This is a genomic window from Microbacterium sp. LWH13-1.2 (assembly GCF_038397735.1).
In the GTDB taxonomy this organism is placed as follows: domain Bacteria; phylum Actinomycetota; class Actinomycetes; order Actinomycetales; family Microbacteriaceae; genus Microbacterium.
This window is the reverse complement of record NZ_CP151635.1, coordinates 1477814-1490573: the sequence shown is the minus strand read 5'-3', so window position 1 is coordinate 1490573 and position 12760 is coordinate 1477814. Positions and strand designations below refer to the sequence as shown.

The window sequence follows — 12760 nt, the reverse complement described above, 5'->3', positions numbered from 1 at the left end:
TGCGGTGGCCTCAGTTTAGGGAGGGCCGGAAACCGGGAGGAATCGGTTGGGTCGAACCTACGAAGCGGGCGGCGGCGTCTCGTCGGGCGTTTGCGCTGCTTCTACAAAGGCGTCGGCGATCTTCTGTGCGGTCTGTGCAATCTGCCACGGGCGTGCGCCGAGCGCCGCGAGGGCATCTCCGATGGCCTCGGGGGTCGTGCCCGGCACATCCCAGGCCACGCGACGGAGGTAGTCGGGGGTCAGCAGGTTCTCGGTCGGCATCCCCAGTTCCTCTGCCGTCGCCTCGATCACGGGGCGTGCGGCCTTAAGCCGCGCATCGGCCTCGGGGTTGCGGTCCGACCACGCACGAGGGGGTGGCAGCGCATCGCTGGGGACGCGTTCGCGTGGAAGCTCCTCGGTCGCGCGCCCATCGACGAACGCCTGCCACCACCGGTCGAGCTGCGTGCGGCTGGCTCGACCCTGGAAGTCCTTGACTCCCGCGAGCGCCTGCTTGCTCTGCGGGTTCGCGAGGACCGCGGCGATCAACGAGCGATCGGGGACCAGGCGACCGGGGGAGACATCCTGATCCTGCGCGAAGGCCTCCCGTGCCTGCCAGAGCGATCGGGCGACGGCGAGGTTGCGGGCGCCGCGAACCTGGTGGAGCCCGCTCAGTCGGCGCCAGGGGTCTTCGCGCGGCGGCTTGGGGAGGCGCGTGAGCGTCGCGGCGAACTCCTCTGCCGCGTACTCGGTCTTGCCCTGCTCCTCGAGCTCGGCCTGGAGCGCCTCGTACACGTCGATCAGATGCAGCACATCGAGTGCCGCGTATTCGAGCCAGGCTGCGGGGAGCGGCCTCGTCGACCAGTCCGCGGCCGAGTGCTCCTTCTTGAGAGTGATGCCCAGGGTGTTCTCGACCACGGCGGCGAGACCGACGCGTTCGTGTCCGAGCAGACGCGAGGCGAGCTCGGTGTCGAAGATCGAGCGAGGAAGCAGATCGAGTTCGCGCAGCGACGGGAGATCTTGACTCGCGGCGTGGAAGATCCACTGCACGTCGCCGATCGCCTCCTGAAGCGGGCTGAAGTCGCCGAGCGGCGGCGGGTCGAAGAGGAAGACCCCCGCATCCCTGCGGAACACCTGCACGAGGTACGCGCGCTGCGAGTATCGGAATCCGGATGCCCGCTCGACGTCGACGGCGACAGGGCCTGTGCCTGCGGCCAGCGCGGCGCATGCCGCACGGAACTCCGAGACGTCGGAGATCACGGAGTATTCAGTCACGTGCTGCCTTTCGCGCGCCGATCACGGCGATGCCCTCGGAACCGGGCGGAAGACCCGCCAGCATTCCGACCAGTTCGACCCATGCTTCGACGTGGGGTGTGAAGGGGCCTTCGGGTGTCCAGGACGCCCTCAATTCTATCTGGGCGCCGTCGCCTTCGTCCGCGAGGCCGCCGAAGCCCTTCGAGAGCGTCTTGGTCGACGTGCCGGATGCGGAGTGGTATCCGGCGCCTCGGGAGTCCAGCGCGTCGACCAGCCACGACCATGTCACGTCCGCGAGAAGCGGGTCGGTTCCGATCTCGGTCTCGAGCGGCGCCTGGGCGAAGATCACGATCCGCCACGCTCCGTCCCATGCGGAAGGCGTGTCCGGATCGTGCAGCAGCACGAACCGGCCGGTTCCGTAGGCGGACTCTCCCTCGTCGTCCGGACGGACGTCGGCGGCGAGCGCGAGGGCGTGCGGGGCGAGGCCTTGAGGGGTGGGGATCTCACGGATCGTGATGTCCGCGCGGAACGCGATATCACGCAGCTCGGCCACTGCGGCGTCGAAGATCGTCCCGGCATCGGGGTGTGCGGTCACGGCAACAGGCTAGAGTCAGGAAGCGATGAAGAGTCTCAGGCACGCCGTTGCGCTCCTTGTCCCTGCACTGCTCGCGCTCGGGGCGGCGATGGCTCTGCTCGTGCTCAGCATCGCCAGGCGCGTGGTGATCCCGGCGAAACGCCCCGCGGATGCCGAGATCCTCGCCGTGGACACGGGCGCCCAGACGATCGAACTCACCCGCACGCGCGACACCGAGCTGCCGGGCCGCTACGGGCTGTTCACGTCGGGCACCTACGGCTACGTCAAGCTGGGGGCGGTGCTGAGCGCCGACGCCACGACCGTGCGTCGCAAGCTGTTGACGCAGATCGAACCAGGGGCTCGAGTCGACCGCGATGCCGCGTTCAGCGGCTGGTACTACGCCACCCCGAGCGAGCTGCACCTCCGGTGGGAGAACGTGCTCATCGGATCGCCCGCCGGACCGTGTCCGGCATGGTTCTTTCCGGCCGAGTCGTCGACCTGGGTCATCCAGGTGCACGGCCGAGGTGTCACACGCGCCGAATGCCTTCGTGCGGTGCCTGTGCTGCACGCGGCCGGCTTCCCGAACCTCGTCGTGTCCTACCGGAACGACGGTGAGGCGCCCCGCAGTCGCAGCGGAGCGTACGCCCTCGGAGCATCCGAATGGCGTGATGTCGATGCCGCCATCTCGTACGCGCTGCGCCACGGCGCTGACCGCGTGATCCTGATGGGCTGGTCGATGGGCGGGGCGGTCGCGCTGCAGACCGCCGTCTCCTCGGGCAACCGCGACCGAATCGCGGGCCTCATCCTCGAATCGCCTGTCGTCGACTGGCGCACGGTGCTGCGTTTCCAGGCGCGAGAGGCCGGCATGCGCGCTCCGCTGCCGGACCTCGCGATGACCGCCCTCTCGGTACCGCTCACGGCGCGGCTGAGCGGAGCGGAGGATGCGATCCCGTTCGATCGTCTCGACATGGTCGCCCGCGCCGAGGAGCTTGCGGTGCCGATCCTGATCCTGCACAGCGACGACGACGGATTCGTCCCTGCCGACGCCTCGCATGCGCTTCAGCAGGCCAGACCCGATCTCGTGACGATGCCCCGGTTCACGGTGGCACGCCACACCAAGCTGTGGAACTACGACCAGGTCGGGTGGAGCGACGCGATCGTCGGTTGGCTCCGCGCTCAGGGGTTCAGCGCTTCTGCCTGACCTGATTCTTCGCCCGCATCAGCATCCCGGTCATGCCGCCGATCCGCAGCGGTGAGACAGCTCTCGTGAGTCCGATCGACTGCGGGTAGTCGTCGGGGATCGCCAGCACTTCGTCTGCCGTGAGGCCCGAGATGCCCTGCACGAGGATGCTCGCGAAACCACGGGTCGTCGGTGCCTCCGGCGGAGCAGTGGCGTGCATCGTGACGATTCCGTCGTTCACCTCGACGTAGATGTAGACGGGCGACTGGCACTCGGCCACGCGCTCGCACATCTCGGGGTGGCTCGCGACCTCCGCGGAGACCTCGGGAAGCTCCTCCGAGTACTCCAGCAGGAGCAGCAGACGATCTGCCTCAGGGGTCTCGAGGAATCCGTCGCGGATCTCGGCCAGGGTGTCGGGAACTTCGCTGGTGCTCATCCCTGTCATTGTCACACGGTCAGAGGGAACCGGGCTCGGTGCCGGTCACGATCGGAACGCGCACGGCGCTGCCCCACTCTGTCCATGATCCGTCGTAGTTGCGCACGTTCTCGAAGCCCAGCAGATGCTTGAGCACGAACCAGGTGTGGCTGGAACGCTCGCCGATGCGGCAGTATGCGACGACGTCGTCGCCGTCAGCGAGTCCCGCGCCGTCGCGATAGATCGCATCGAGCTCGGCACGTGACTTGAAGCCGCCGTCCTCGGCGACGGCCTTCGCCCACGGCACGCTCTGCGCGGTCGGGATGTGGCCGGCGCGCAGCGTGCCCTCTTCGGGGTAGGCCGGTGCCGTGGTGCGCTCCCCGCTGTACTCCTCGGGGGAGCGGACGTCGATCAGAGGGCTGCCGATGTGGGCGAGCACGTCGTCCTTGTAGGCGCGGATGACGGAGTCGTCGCGCTCCACGATCGGATACTCGGTCGGCGTGGGCGTCGGCGCATCGCGGGTGATCTCACGCCCCTCAGAGATCCAGCGGTCGCGGCCGCCGTCGAGCAGACGCACGTCCTCGTGGCCGAAGAGCGAGAAGACCCAGAGCGCGTAGGCCGCCCACCAGTTGTTCTTGTCGCCGTAGATGACCACCGTGTCGTCGCGCGAGATGCCCTTGCCGCTCAGCAGCTTCGCGAAGCCCTCGCCGTCGACGTAGTCGCGCACGACCGGGTCGTTGAGTTCGGTGTGCCAATCGACCTTCACCGCACCAGGAATATGACCCGTCTCATACAGGAGCACGTCCTCGTCGGACTCGACCACCACCAGACCCGGGTTCCCGAGCCGCTCCGCGAGCCATTCGGTGGTGACGAGGCGGCCGGGTTCGGCGTACTCGGCGAACTTGGGCGAGGTGGTGTCGAACTCGATGGCCACAGGGATCTCCTCAGACGGTGAGCGGCGATCATGCAGGGTGTTGACGGCGTAATGTGGAGCCGATACTTCGACGATAGATCCACGCCGTGCGCCCTGCACCCGATTCGTAAGACTTCGACACAGGTGCGCCCCCGATACAGGACCGTGATGACCGACACGCCCAGCCGCACGGGCATCGTGCACCTGACCGATCGCCAACCGACCGTCACCGGTCCCGAGATGCTCGCCAGCCTCGTTCCGCCGCCGCAGTTCGATGGAGCGACATTCGACAGCTATCGGGCGGACGAGGCGTATCCCTCGCAGGAGGAGGCGAAGGAGACGCTCATCCGCTTCGCCGGACGGGGCGCTCCGGTCAAGCGCGGTGGCTTCTTCAGCCGTGCGAAGAAGGAGCCCGAGATCAAGCCGGGCGTCTACCTCGACGGCGGCTTCGGCGTCGGCAAGACGCACCTGCTCGCATCGATCTATCACGCGATGCCGGCTCGGAGGAAGTACTTCGGATCCTTCATCGAGTACACGGCTCTCGTGGGCGCACTCGGCTACAAGAACACCGTCGACCTTCTGAAGGGCGCGGATCTGCTCTGCATCGACGAGTTCGAACTCGACGATCCGGGCGACACGATGGTGATGACCCGTCTCATCGGTGAGCTCGTGCCGACCGGCACCAAGCTCGCCGCGACCTCGAACACGCCGCCCAACGCGCTCGGCGAGGGGCGCTTCGCGGCGCAGGACTTCCTGCGTGAGATCCATGCCATGTCCGACAGCTTCCAGACGATCCGCATCGACGGGGTCGACTTCCGGCAACGCGCGCTCGACGGGCACGCCGTGGTCAGCGAGGCGGCGGAGTACGAGAAGGCCGTCGAGACGGGCGCCGCCGCGGGAACGGCATCCGACGATTCGTTCGGCGAGGTCATCCGCCACCTCGCGCGGGTTCACCCCTCGCGATACCTGCGTGTCATCGCAGGCCTCGATCTCGTCGGCCTCCGGGACGTGCACGTCCTGACCGATCAGTCGGAGGCGCTGCGGTTCGTCGCCTTCGTCGACCGCGTCTACGATGCGCAGATCCCGATCGTCGCGACGGGTGTGAGCCTCGATCAGGTGTTCGCCGAGGAGATGCTCGGCGGGGGATACCGCAAGAAGTACCTGCGCGCTATCTCCAGACTCAATGCACTTACACACGCGGATCGCAGTGTCGCGTAACGCGATGTTCACACACAGAGCCGCTCTGTAACGTCAGCGCAACAAACCTCACCCATTCCGGAAATCGGGCCTCGTCACACTGAAGCTCTCAGTTTCCCGAATGTGAGGTTTGACTATGGATGCTCCAGGCAACATCTCCTGGGCGATCACCGCGACCGCCCTCGTACTGCTCATGACGCCCGGCGTCGCCTTCTTCTACGGCGGCCTCGTCAAGGCCAAGAGCGTCGTCAGCATGATGATGATGAGCTTCGGCTCGATCGGTCTCGTCGCAGTGCTCTGGATCCTCTTCGGATTCTCGATGAGCGCGGTCGACAGCCCCACCGCCTTCGCAGGCAACCCCTTCGCCGACTTCGGCCTCTCGAGCCTCACGGCCGGTGAGGGCTCGAACGTCGCTCTCCTCGGTGTCGCCTACGGCGCCACCTTCGCGATCATCACGGTCGCCCTGATCTCGGGTGCTATCGCCGATCGCGCCAAGTTCGGCAGCTGGCTGATCTTCGCCGGTGTGTTCGCGACCGTCGGGTACTTCCCGGTCGCCGCATGGGTCTGGGGCGGCGGTTGGATCATGAACCTCGGCGCCACGCTGTTCGGCGAGGACAGCGGAATCGGCGTGATCGACTACGCCGGTGGTACCGCGGTGCACATCAACGCGGGTGCTGCGGCGCTCGCTCTCGCGATCGTCCTCGGCAAGCGCATCGGCTTCCAGAAGGGCATTCTCAAGCCGCACAACGTGCCGCTGACCCTCCTCGGCGCAGCGCTCCTGTGGTTCGGCTGGTTCGGCTTCAACGCCGGTGCGGAGTGGCTCGCGGAGGACATGGGCGGCGTCGGACTCATCGGTCTGAACACCCTCGGCGCCACGGCGGCCGCGATCCTCGGCTGGATCCTGATCGAGCGCATCAAGGACGGCAAGGCCACCTCGGTGGGTGCGGCATCCGGAGCGGTCGCGGGTCTCGTCGCCATCACCCCGGCGTGCGCCAACCTCACGCCCGGCTGGTCGCTTCTGCTCGGTGCCGTCGCCGGTATCGTCTGCGCACTCGCGGTCGAGATGAAGTTCCGTCTCGGTTTCGACGACTCGCTCGACGTCGTCGGCATCCACCTCGTCGGTGGCCTCATCGGAACCCTCTACCTCGGCTTCTTCGCGACCGGCACCGGGCTGTTCGTCGGCGGTGACTTCCGTCAGCTCGCCGTCCAGGCGATCGCCGCACTCGGCGTGCTGATCTACTCGTTCGTGGTGGCCTTCATCATCGGCTTCGCGATCGAGAAGACGATCGGCTTCCGCATCACGAGCGAAGACGAGATCGCCGGTGTCGACCAGGTCGTCCACGGCGAGGAGGGCTACGCGCTGGCCGACGCCTGAACTGCGGTTAGGGTGACCGTGTGAGCAACAGCAACGGCATCCTGGCACGACTCGCGGAGATCCTCTTCACAGCACTGGGATCTGACCGGGCGTCTCGGACGAAGACTCGTCCGAGACGCCCGGTCTCGCGTCTGCGTACTTCCGACGAGGTCCATGAGTGGGTTTCTCGAACCGAGCAAGGGCGGGGGCGTGGGGTCGAGACGGTGCGCATCGACCCCGACCGCATCGACGACCTCCGCATCGGGTACGCCCCCGACCGCGACGGCGCGCCCGATGCGGGCGAGATCATCTGGACCTGGGTTCCGTACGAGGAGAACGACGGCCGGGGCAAGGACCGGCCGGTGCTGGTGATCGGACGGGAATCCGCAGACCGCGTCTTCGCGGTGCGGATGACGAGCAAGGCGCACGACGGCGACCGCGACTACCTGTCGATCGGCTCGGGCGCCTGGGACTCGCAGGGGCGCGAGTCGTGGGTCGACATCGAGCAGCTCTACAGCGTGCACGAGACCGGGCTCCGCCGTGAGGCCGCGGTGCTCGACCGGTCACGCTACGGTCGGGTCGCGTCCGCACTCACGCGCCGATACGGGTGGGCGAACGCCTGACCGCCGGGACGCGTCTCCGGGCCCGGGTCCGGCTGAGCGCCCACACGAGCGCGCCGGACACGAGCAGAGCAAGGAGCAGCCCGGCGGCATGGGTCGCAAGCGATACCGCGCCTCGCTCCGGGAGCAGGAAGCCGTACGGAACCCATCCGTCGGTCGCCCCGCGCACGAGGACGACTCCGAGCCACAGCACCGGATAGGGGAGCACCGCCCAGAGGCGGCGCCAGGGCAGAGGGGAGCGATCGTCGACGAAGATCCAGTCGAGGACGAGAAGGATCGGGAAGATCGTGTGCAGTGCCTCGCTCGCCCAGGACCGTGGCCAATCCGTTTCGCCGCGGGCTGCGAACCATCTGTGAGTCGCGGCACGCGACGACACCACAGGAGGAATCATGCGTTTCATCCCCACCAAGGTCCACGGAATTCTCGACTACATCGTCGGAGTGGCGCTGATCGCTGCTCCGTGGCTGTTCGGCTTCGCGAGCATCGGCGGCCCCGCCGTGATCATCCCGATCGTGCTCGGCGTCGGGCTCATCGTCTACAGCCTGTTCACGAAGTACGAATGGGGTCCCTTCGGCTTCATCCCGATGCCCGTCCACCTCGTCTTCGACATCGTCGCGAGCCTGTTCCTGGCGCTGTCGCCGTGGATCTTCGGGTTCTCGACCGAGGCGCCGAACGTCTGGGTGCCGCACGTCGTCGTCGGCGTCGCGGTGATCATCGTCGTGCTGTTCTCGCAGCCGCAGCCCGCGAAGGTCAAGGCCGCACGCGCCTGATCCCGCTGAACTCTGAAGCCCCGCACGGAACGTCGGCCCCGTGCGGGGCTTCAGTTCTGCAATGCCGCACTCACCCAGCGCGCGTAGAGCTGCCAGGGGTCGGCCACGGTGCGGAGCCCGGCGATATGGGACTCGAGCTGCGGGGTGAGAGTGAACCACTCGCCGCCCTCGCGGATGTCGGCGAACTCCCGATGCCGCGCCTGCTCCACCGCACGCCCTCCCTGCTCGAACGCCAGCAGCTCGTCGTGACGGATGCTCGCAAGTCGCTGGCGCGGGCGTCCGCTCGTGCCGATCTTCACCCGACGGTCGTAACGGATGTAGTAGACGACCTCGATCACGGGGCGCGGGAGGTCGGGGTCGGGGGAGTCGCCGTAGCGCCACCCGCACCAGGCGCACATCAGAGCCGCCGCCACGCGCACCGCATCGCGGCGCCCGCAGAGGGCACAGGGGCTCGGCAGCGGGGTCGTCTTCACCATCGGCACGCTACCGGCGGCCACAGACGTCAGACCTCTGCGCGGCGCCGCTTCCGCCGCGAAGCGTCGGGTTCCACCGCTCGGCTAGCATGAGGCCGACTGCCTGAACTCACGAGGGGATCCGTGTGAACGCCGAAGCCATCGCCGTCGCCTCCGCGCGTCTCGACAGCATGCTGCGCACGGAGCCCGACCGGCTGCGCAGACGCAGCATCTCGCTCGGTGTGCCGCTGGCGGATGCCGAGGATGCGGCGCAGAATGCGGCCCTCCGCGCTTGGCGCTCGCTCGCAGCGCTCCGTTCTGCCGATGCCGGCCCGATGTGCGCCTGGCTGGACACGATCGTGCGGACGACCGCCATCGACATGAACCGAGCGCGCAAGGACGATCTCGGCGAGGTGCTGTGCGAGCGCCTCGCGTCTGCGCAGGACGTCGAGGCCGAGGCGGAGCTGCGGGAACGTCTCGAGGCTGCGTTCCGTGCGATCGACGCGCTCCCGGATGATCTTCGCCGTCCTCTCCTCATGAGCGTCGTCGACGGTCTCACGGCGCAGGAGATCGCACAGCGACTCTCGATCACGTCTGCCGCGGCACGTCAGCGTGTGTCCCGTGCACGCAGGGCGCTGCGGAGCTGATTCGCGGGTCTGTCACATCCGTCGCTCCTGTACGTCCTTCTCGGTGGGGCCGCTCTCCGCGGTCTCGCACACGACGAAGGAGCACATCATGCCCACGACCCCGGTCACCTCGCTCGACCAGCTCAACATCGCATTCGCCGAGCGCTTCAACGCCCGCGACGTCGAGGGCCTGCTGGCACTGAACCTGCCGAACGCGGTGTTCGCGCCGGCGCCGGGGCACCCCGTCGAGGGTGAGGACTCGATCCGCGGCGCGCTCGAGCAGTTCCTCGCGCTCGGTCTGCCGATCACCATGAACGTGCGGCACGTGTTCGAGGCGGGTTCGGTCGGCCTCGCCATCGCCGATTGGACGCTCGAGGGCACGGGACCCGACGGCTCGGAGGTGAAGCTCGGCGGCAGCACGGCCGACGTCGCCGTGCACGACGACGAGCACGGCTGGCGCTACGCGATCGACAACCCCTTCGGCACCGCCTGAGGACCGCCTTTGGGCGGCGCTCCTGAAGAGAGGCGCCGCCCACGACGGGCGTCAGCGCGGAACGACGAGCGGGGTGCCCGTCTGCGGGTCGGGGATGATCGAGCATTCCAGCCCGAACACCTCCTGGACGCGCTCGGACGTCACGATCGACGCGGGGTCGCCGGAGGTGACGATCCGGCCGTCGCGCATCATGATCATGTGGTCCGCGAACCGCGCCGCCTGGTTGAGATCGTGCAGCACGGCGACGATCGTGCGTCCTTGCTGATGCAGACCGTGGAAGAGCCGCAGCAGGTCGTACTGGTGCGCGATGTCGAGGAAGGTGGTCGGCTCGTCGAGCAGCATGGTCGGAGACTCCTGCGCGAGCAGCATCGCGACCCACACACGCTGACGCTGTCCTCCGGAGAGCTCGTCCACGAGCCGGCCGGCGAGGTCCGTCGTCCCGGTCGCGGCGAGTGCCGCGGCGACGGCCGACTGGTCGTCACGGGACCACTGCCGAAGGATCGTCTGGTGCGGATGGCGTCCGCGCGCCACGAGATCGGAGACGCGGATGCCGTCGGGGGCGATGGACGTCTGCGGAAGCAGGCCGAGGCGTCGCGCGATCTCTTTGGTGGGGACTTCGGCGATCGCCCGACCGTCCAGCAGCACCTGGCCGCTCCTGGGCTTCAGCAGTCGGGCGAAGGCTCGCAGCAGAGTCGACTTGCCGCAGGCATTCGGCCCGACGATGACGGTGAAAGCGCCTGCGGGGATGTCGACGCCGAGATGCTCGGACACCACACGGCCGTCGTAGCCGATCGTGAGATCTTCGGCGCGCAATCGCGCTGTGGTGGTCTCGGTGAGAGTCATCGTCTTCTCGCTTCCTGAATGAGCAGCCACACCAGATAGACGCCGCCGAGGCACACGGTGACGATTCCGACGGGGATCTGGGTGGGCGCGAACAGCCGTTGTGCCAGAACGTCGCTGGTTACCAGCAGCACGGCGCCGACCGCGGCGGACGCCGTGAGGGTCACGCTCGCGGACCCGGTCAGACGGCGGGCGATCTGCGGAGCGGTGAGGGAGATGAACGCGATGGGACCGGCCATCGCCGTCACGGCTGCCGTCAGGCAGACGCCGAGGATGATGAGGGTCAGCCGTGTCCCACCGGTTCGGACGCCGAGTGCCGAGGCCGTGTCGTCTCCGAGTTCGAGCAGATGCATCCGATCGGCGAGCGTGGCCACGGCGATGCCGATCGGAACGATGACGCATGCGGCGACGGCGACCTGTTCGGCGGTGATGAGGTTCAGTGACCCCGCGCCCCATGCGCTGGCGAGCATCGCGATCCGCAGGTCGGCGTTGAGGATGATCCACGTGTTCACCGACGCCAGCATCGAGGCGACGCCGATGCCGACGATGATGAGCCGGAAGCCTGTGAATCCGCGACGGAACGCGAGCAGGTAGACGAGCAGCGCCGTCACCGCGCCGCCCGTCAACGCGGCGGCGGCGGTCGAGGCGACGCTGATTCCCATGGTGGTGATCACGATGAGCGCACCGGTGTACGCTCCCGCGTCGAAGCCGATGACGTCGGGGCTGCCCAGTGGATTGCGGGTCAGCGACTGGAAGATGGCTCCGCCGATGCCGAGCGCCACACCGAACAACAGCGCGGCGAGGACCCGCGGCAGCCGCCACTCGATGATCACGAGTTCCGCGCGCGGCTCGCCGAATCCGAGGAGCGTCATGAGCACCTCTCCCGGAGAGATCGGGGCGTCGCCGAGAGTCAGGGCGAAGACGCCGACGGCGAGGGCGGCGAGCAGCGCGGCCACCGTCACGACGGTGGCGCGGACCCCGATGCGACGGGAGAAGACATCGGTCCGGGGTTCGAAGACCCGGCGACCGGCATCGACCTCGGTCGACCGAGGGAGCAGAGCGGTCACAGTCCGCTCACCTTCTTCCTGCGGACGAGGGCGATGAGCACGGGGGCACCGATCAACGCGGTGACGACGGAGACGGGGAGCTCTCCGGTGCGAAGGACCATCCGGCCCAGGACGTCTGCGGTCAGCAGCAGCAGCGGAGCGGCGAACACGGTGCCCAGAAGGATCCAGCCCTGATGCGGCCCGACGAACCAGCGGACGGCGTGCGGCACCATCAGGCCGACGAAGGCGATGGGCCCGGCCGCGGCGGTGGCGGCTCCGCAGAGCAGCGTGACGGCCAGGATCGACAGCACCCGCGTGAGCACGACGCGGGAGCCGAGAGCGGTAGCCAGGTCATCACCCAGCGCCAAGGCGTTGAGCGAGGGCGCGAGGCAGAATGCGAGCACGAGTCCGATCAGGAGGAAGGGGAGCACCGTGTAGACGTCCGGGGTGAGCGCCGACAGTGATCCCGCGTTCCACGAGCGGATCGAGTCGAATGCCTTCGGATTCAGCAGCCCGATCGCCGCGACGACGCCTCCCATGACGGCACCGAGCGCGACGCCGGAGAGCGTCATGCGCATCGGATCAGGCGCGGTCCGGCCCGCGGAGCCGATCAGATAGACAAGCACGGTCGCGACGATCGCACCCGCGAAGGCGAACCAGATGTACCCGCTGGCGGCGGTGAGTCCGAAGAACGCCACACCGATCGTGACCCCGAGGCTGGCGCCCGCGTTGACTCCGAGGATCCCGGGGTCTGCGAGCGGATTGCGGGTGAAGCCCTGGATGAGCGCTCCGGCGATGCCGAGAGCCGCACCGACCGCCAGACCGATCAGGGTGCGGGGGACGCGCATGCCCTGGACGATCGCGCCGGGGTCGCCTGCGCCTGTCGTCAGTCCGCGCCAGACCTCGTCGACGCTGATGCGCTGGGAGCCGAGGAAGATGCTGGCGACAGAGGCGATCACCAGTGCGATGGCGAGGACGAAGACGACCAGGCCCCGGTGCGTGGCCGTGACCGGGGTCGCCTGGTCCTCGGAGAGAACGGCGGTCATGAGT

Annotated in this window: 16 protein-coding genes; 7 read left to right on the top strand and 9 right to left on the bottom strand. The window is 68.1% G+C overall.

The features are described from left to right. Positions 1–57: 57 nt before the first annotated feature. Together MRBLWH13_RS06935 and MRBLWH13_RS06930 are read right to left on the bottom strand one after the other, a co-directional pair. A complete protein-coding gene (locus MRBLWH13_RS06935; protein ID WP_056517235.1) occupies positions 58–1251 on the bottom strand; it encodes a ribonuclease D in 1194 nt (397 codons plus the stop codon). Next, a complete protein-coding gene (locus MRBLWH13_RS06930) occupies positions 1244–1825 on the bottom strand; it encodes a DUF3000 domain-containing protein (protein WP_056307547.1) in 582 nt (193 codons plus the stop codon). Before MRBLWH13_RS06930 ends, MRBLWH13_RS06935 begins: the two co-directional genes overlap by 8 nt. Positions 1826–1850: 25 nt before the next feature. Here MRBLWH13_RS06930 and MRBLWH13_RS06925 point away from each other — a divergent pair, with 25 nt between their 5' ends. Next, entirely contained in the window at positions 1851–3005 is a 1155-nt protein-coding gene (locus MRBLWH13_RS06925; RefSeq protein ID WP_341957518.1) for an alpha/beta fold hydrolase, read from the top strand. Here MRBLWH13_RS06925 and MRBLWH13_RS06920 read toward each other — a convergent pair. Both MRBLWH13_RS06920 and MRBLWH13_RS06915 read right to left on the bottom strand, forming a co-directional pair. Next, a complete protein-coding gene (locus MRBLWH13_RS06920) occupies positions 2989–3420 on the bottom strand; it encodes a SufE family protein (protein ID WP_341957517.1) in 432 nt (143 codons plus the stop codon). The two genes, MRBLWH13_RS06925 and MRBLWH13_RS06920, sit on opposite strands and share 17 nt — an antisense overlap. Positions 3421–3439: 19 nt before the next feature. Next, positions 3440–4333 (bottom strand): sulfurtransferase, encoded by an 894-nt coding sequence (locus MRBLWH13_RS06915; protein WP_341957516.1) that lies wholly within the window; start codon positions 4331–4333, stop codon positions 3440–3442. Between the two features lie 147 nt (positions 4334–4480). Here MRBLWH13_RS06915 and zapE point away from each other — a divergent pair, with 147 nt between their 5' ends. The 3 genes from zapE (at position 4481) to MRBLWH13_RS06900 (ending at position 7486) form a co-directional block, all read left to right on the top strand. Beyond that, the gene (gene zapE, locus MRBLWH13_RS06910; RefSeq protein ID WP_341957515.1) at positions 4481–5530 is read left to right on the top strand and encodes a cell division protein ZapE; all 1050 of its coding nucleotides are present in this window, start codon (positions 4481–4483) and stop codon (positions 5528–5530) included. Between the two features lie 115 nt (positions 5531–5645). Then, positions 5646–6884 carry an ammonium transporter gene (locus MRBLWH13_RS06905; protein ID WP_341957514.1) on the top strand — a complete coding sequence of 413 codons (1239 nt, stop codon included), beginning with the start codon at positions 5646–5648 and terminating at the stop codon, positions 6882–6884. 20 nt (positions 6885–6904) lie between these two features. Next, positions 6905–7486: a type II toxin-antitoxin system PemK/MazF family toxin gene (locus tag MRBLWH13_RS06900; RefSeq protein WP_341957513.1), complete on the top strand. Its 582-nt coding sequence runs from the start codon at positions 6905–6907 to the stop codon at positions 7484–7486. Here the strand turns inward: MRBLWH13_RS06900 and MRBLWH13_RS06895 are convergent. After that, on the bottom strand, positions 7455–7874 hold the full coding sequence (locus MRBLWH13_RS06895; RefSeq protein WP_341957512.1) for a Pr6Pr family membrane protein: 420 nt from the start codon (positions 7872–7874) through the stop codon (positions 7455–7457). The two genes, MRBLWH13_RS06900 and MRBLWH13_RS06895, sit on opposite strands and share 32 nt — an antisense overlap. On the opposite strand from MRBLWH13_RS06895, the gene MRBLWH13_RS06890 reads away from it, so the two are divergent. Further along, a complete protein-coding gene (locus tag MRBLWH13_RS06890; protein WP_341957511.1) occupies positions 7873–8253 on the top strand; it encodes an SPW repeat protein in 381 nt (126 codons plus the stop codon). The genes MRBLWH13_RS06895 and MRBLWH13_RS06890 overlap by 2 nt on opposite strands. A 50-nt stretch (positions 8254–8303) precedes the next feature. Here the strand turns inward: MRBLWH13_RS06890 and MRBLWH13_RS06885 are convergent, their stop codons facing one another. Further along, a complete protein-coding gene (locus MRBLWH13_RS06885; protein ID WP_341957510.1) occupies positions 8304–8729 on the bottom strand; it encodes a GIY-YIG nuclease family protein in 426 nt (141 codons plus the stop codon). Positions 8730–8851: 122 nt separating this feature from the next. Between MRBLWH13_RS06885 and MRBLWH13_RS06880 the strand changes: the two genes are divergently transcribed. Together MRBLWH13_RS06880 and MRBLWH13_RS06875 are read left to right on the top strand one after the other, a co-directional pair. Further along, positions 8852–9352 carry a sigma-70 family RNA polymerase sigma factor gene (locus MRBLWH13_RS06880; protein ID WP_341957509.1) on the top strand — a complete coding sequence of 167 codons (501 nt, stop codon included), beginning with the start codon at positions 8852–8854 and terminating at the stop codon, positions 9350–9352. A gap of 88 nt (positions 9353–9440) precedes the next feature. After that, a complete protein-coding gene (locus MRBLWH13_RS06875; protein ID WP_341957508.1) occupies positions 9441–9824 on the top strand; it encodes a nuclear transport factor 2 family protein in 384 nt (127 codons plus the stop codon). 51 nt (positions 9825–9875) lie between these two features. Here the strand turns inward: MRBLWH13_RS06875 and MRBLWH13_RS06870 are convergent, their stop codons facing one another. The 3 genes from MRBLWH13_RS06870 to MRBLWH13_RS06860 are packed head-to-tail and all read right to left on the bottom strand — an operon-like array spanning position 9876 to position 12756. Beyond that, the gene (locus tag MRBLWH13_RS06870) at positions 9876–10667 is read right to left on the bottom strand and encodes an ABC transporter ATP-binding protein (RefSeq protein ID WP_341957507.1); all 792 of its coding nucleotides are present in this window, start codon (positions 10665–10667) and stop codon (positions 9876–9878) included. Then, positions 10664–11731, bottom strand: a complete 1068-nt coding sequence (locus tag MRBLWH13_RS06865; RefSeq protein ID WP_341957506.1) for an iron chelate uptake ABC transporter family permease subunit — start codon at positions 11729–11731, stop codon at positions 10664–10666. Before MRBLWH13_RS06865 ends, MRBLWH13_RS06870 begins: the two co-directional genes overlap by 4 nt. Beyond that, positions 11728–12756, bottom strand: coding sequence for an iron chelate uptake ABC transporter family permease subunit (locus MRBLWH13_RS06860; RefSeq protein WP_341957505.1), 1029 nt, complete (start codon positions 12754–12756; stop codon positions 11728–11730). The genes MRBLWH13_RS06865 and MRBLWH13_RS06860 overlap by 4 nt, the downstream gene beginning before the upstream one ends. Between the last annotated feature and the right edge of the window lie 4 nt (positions 12757–12760).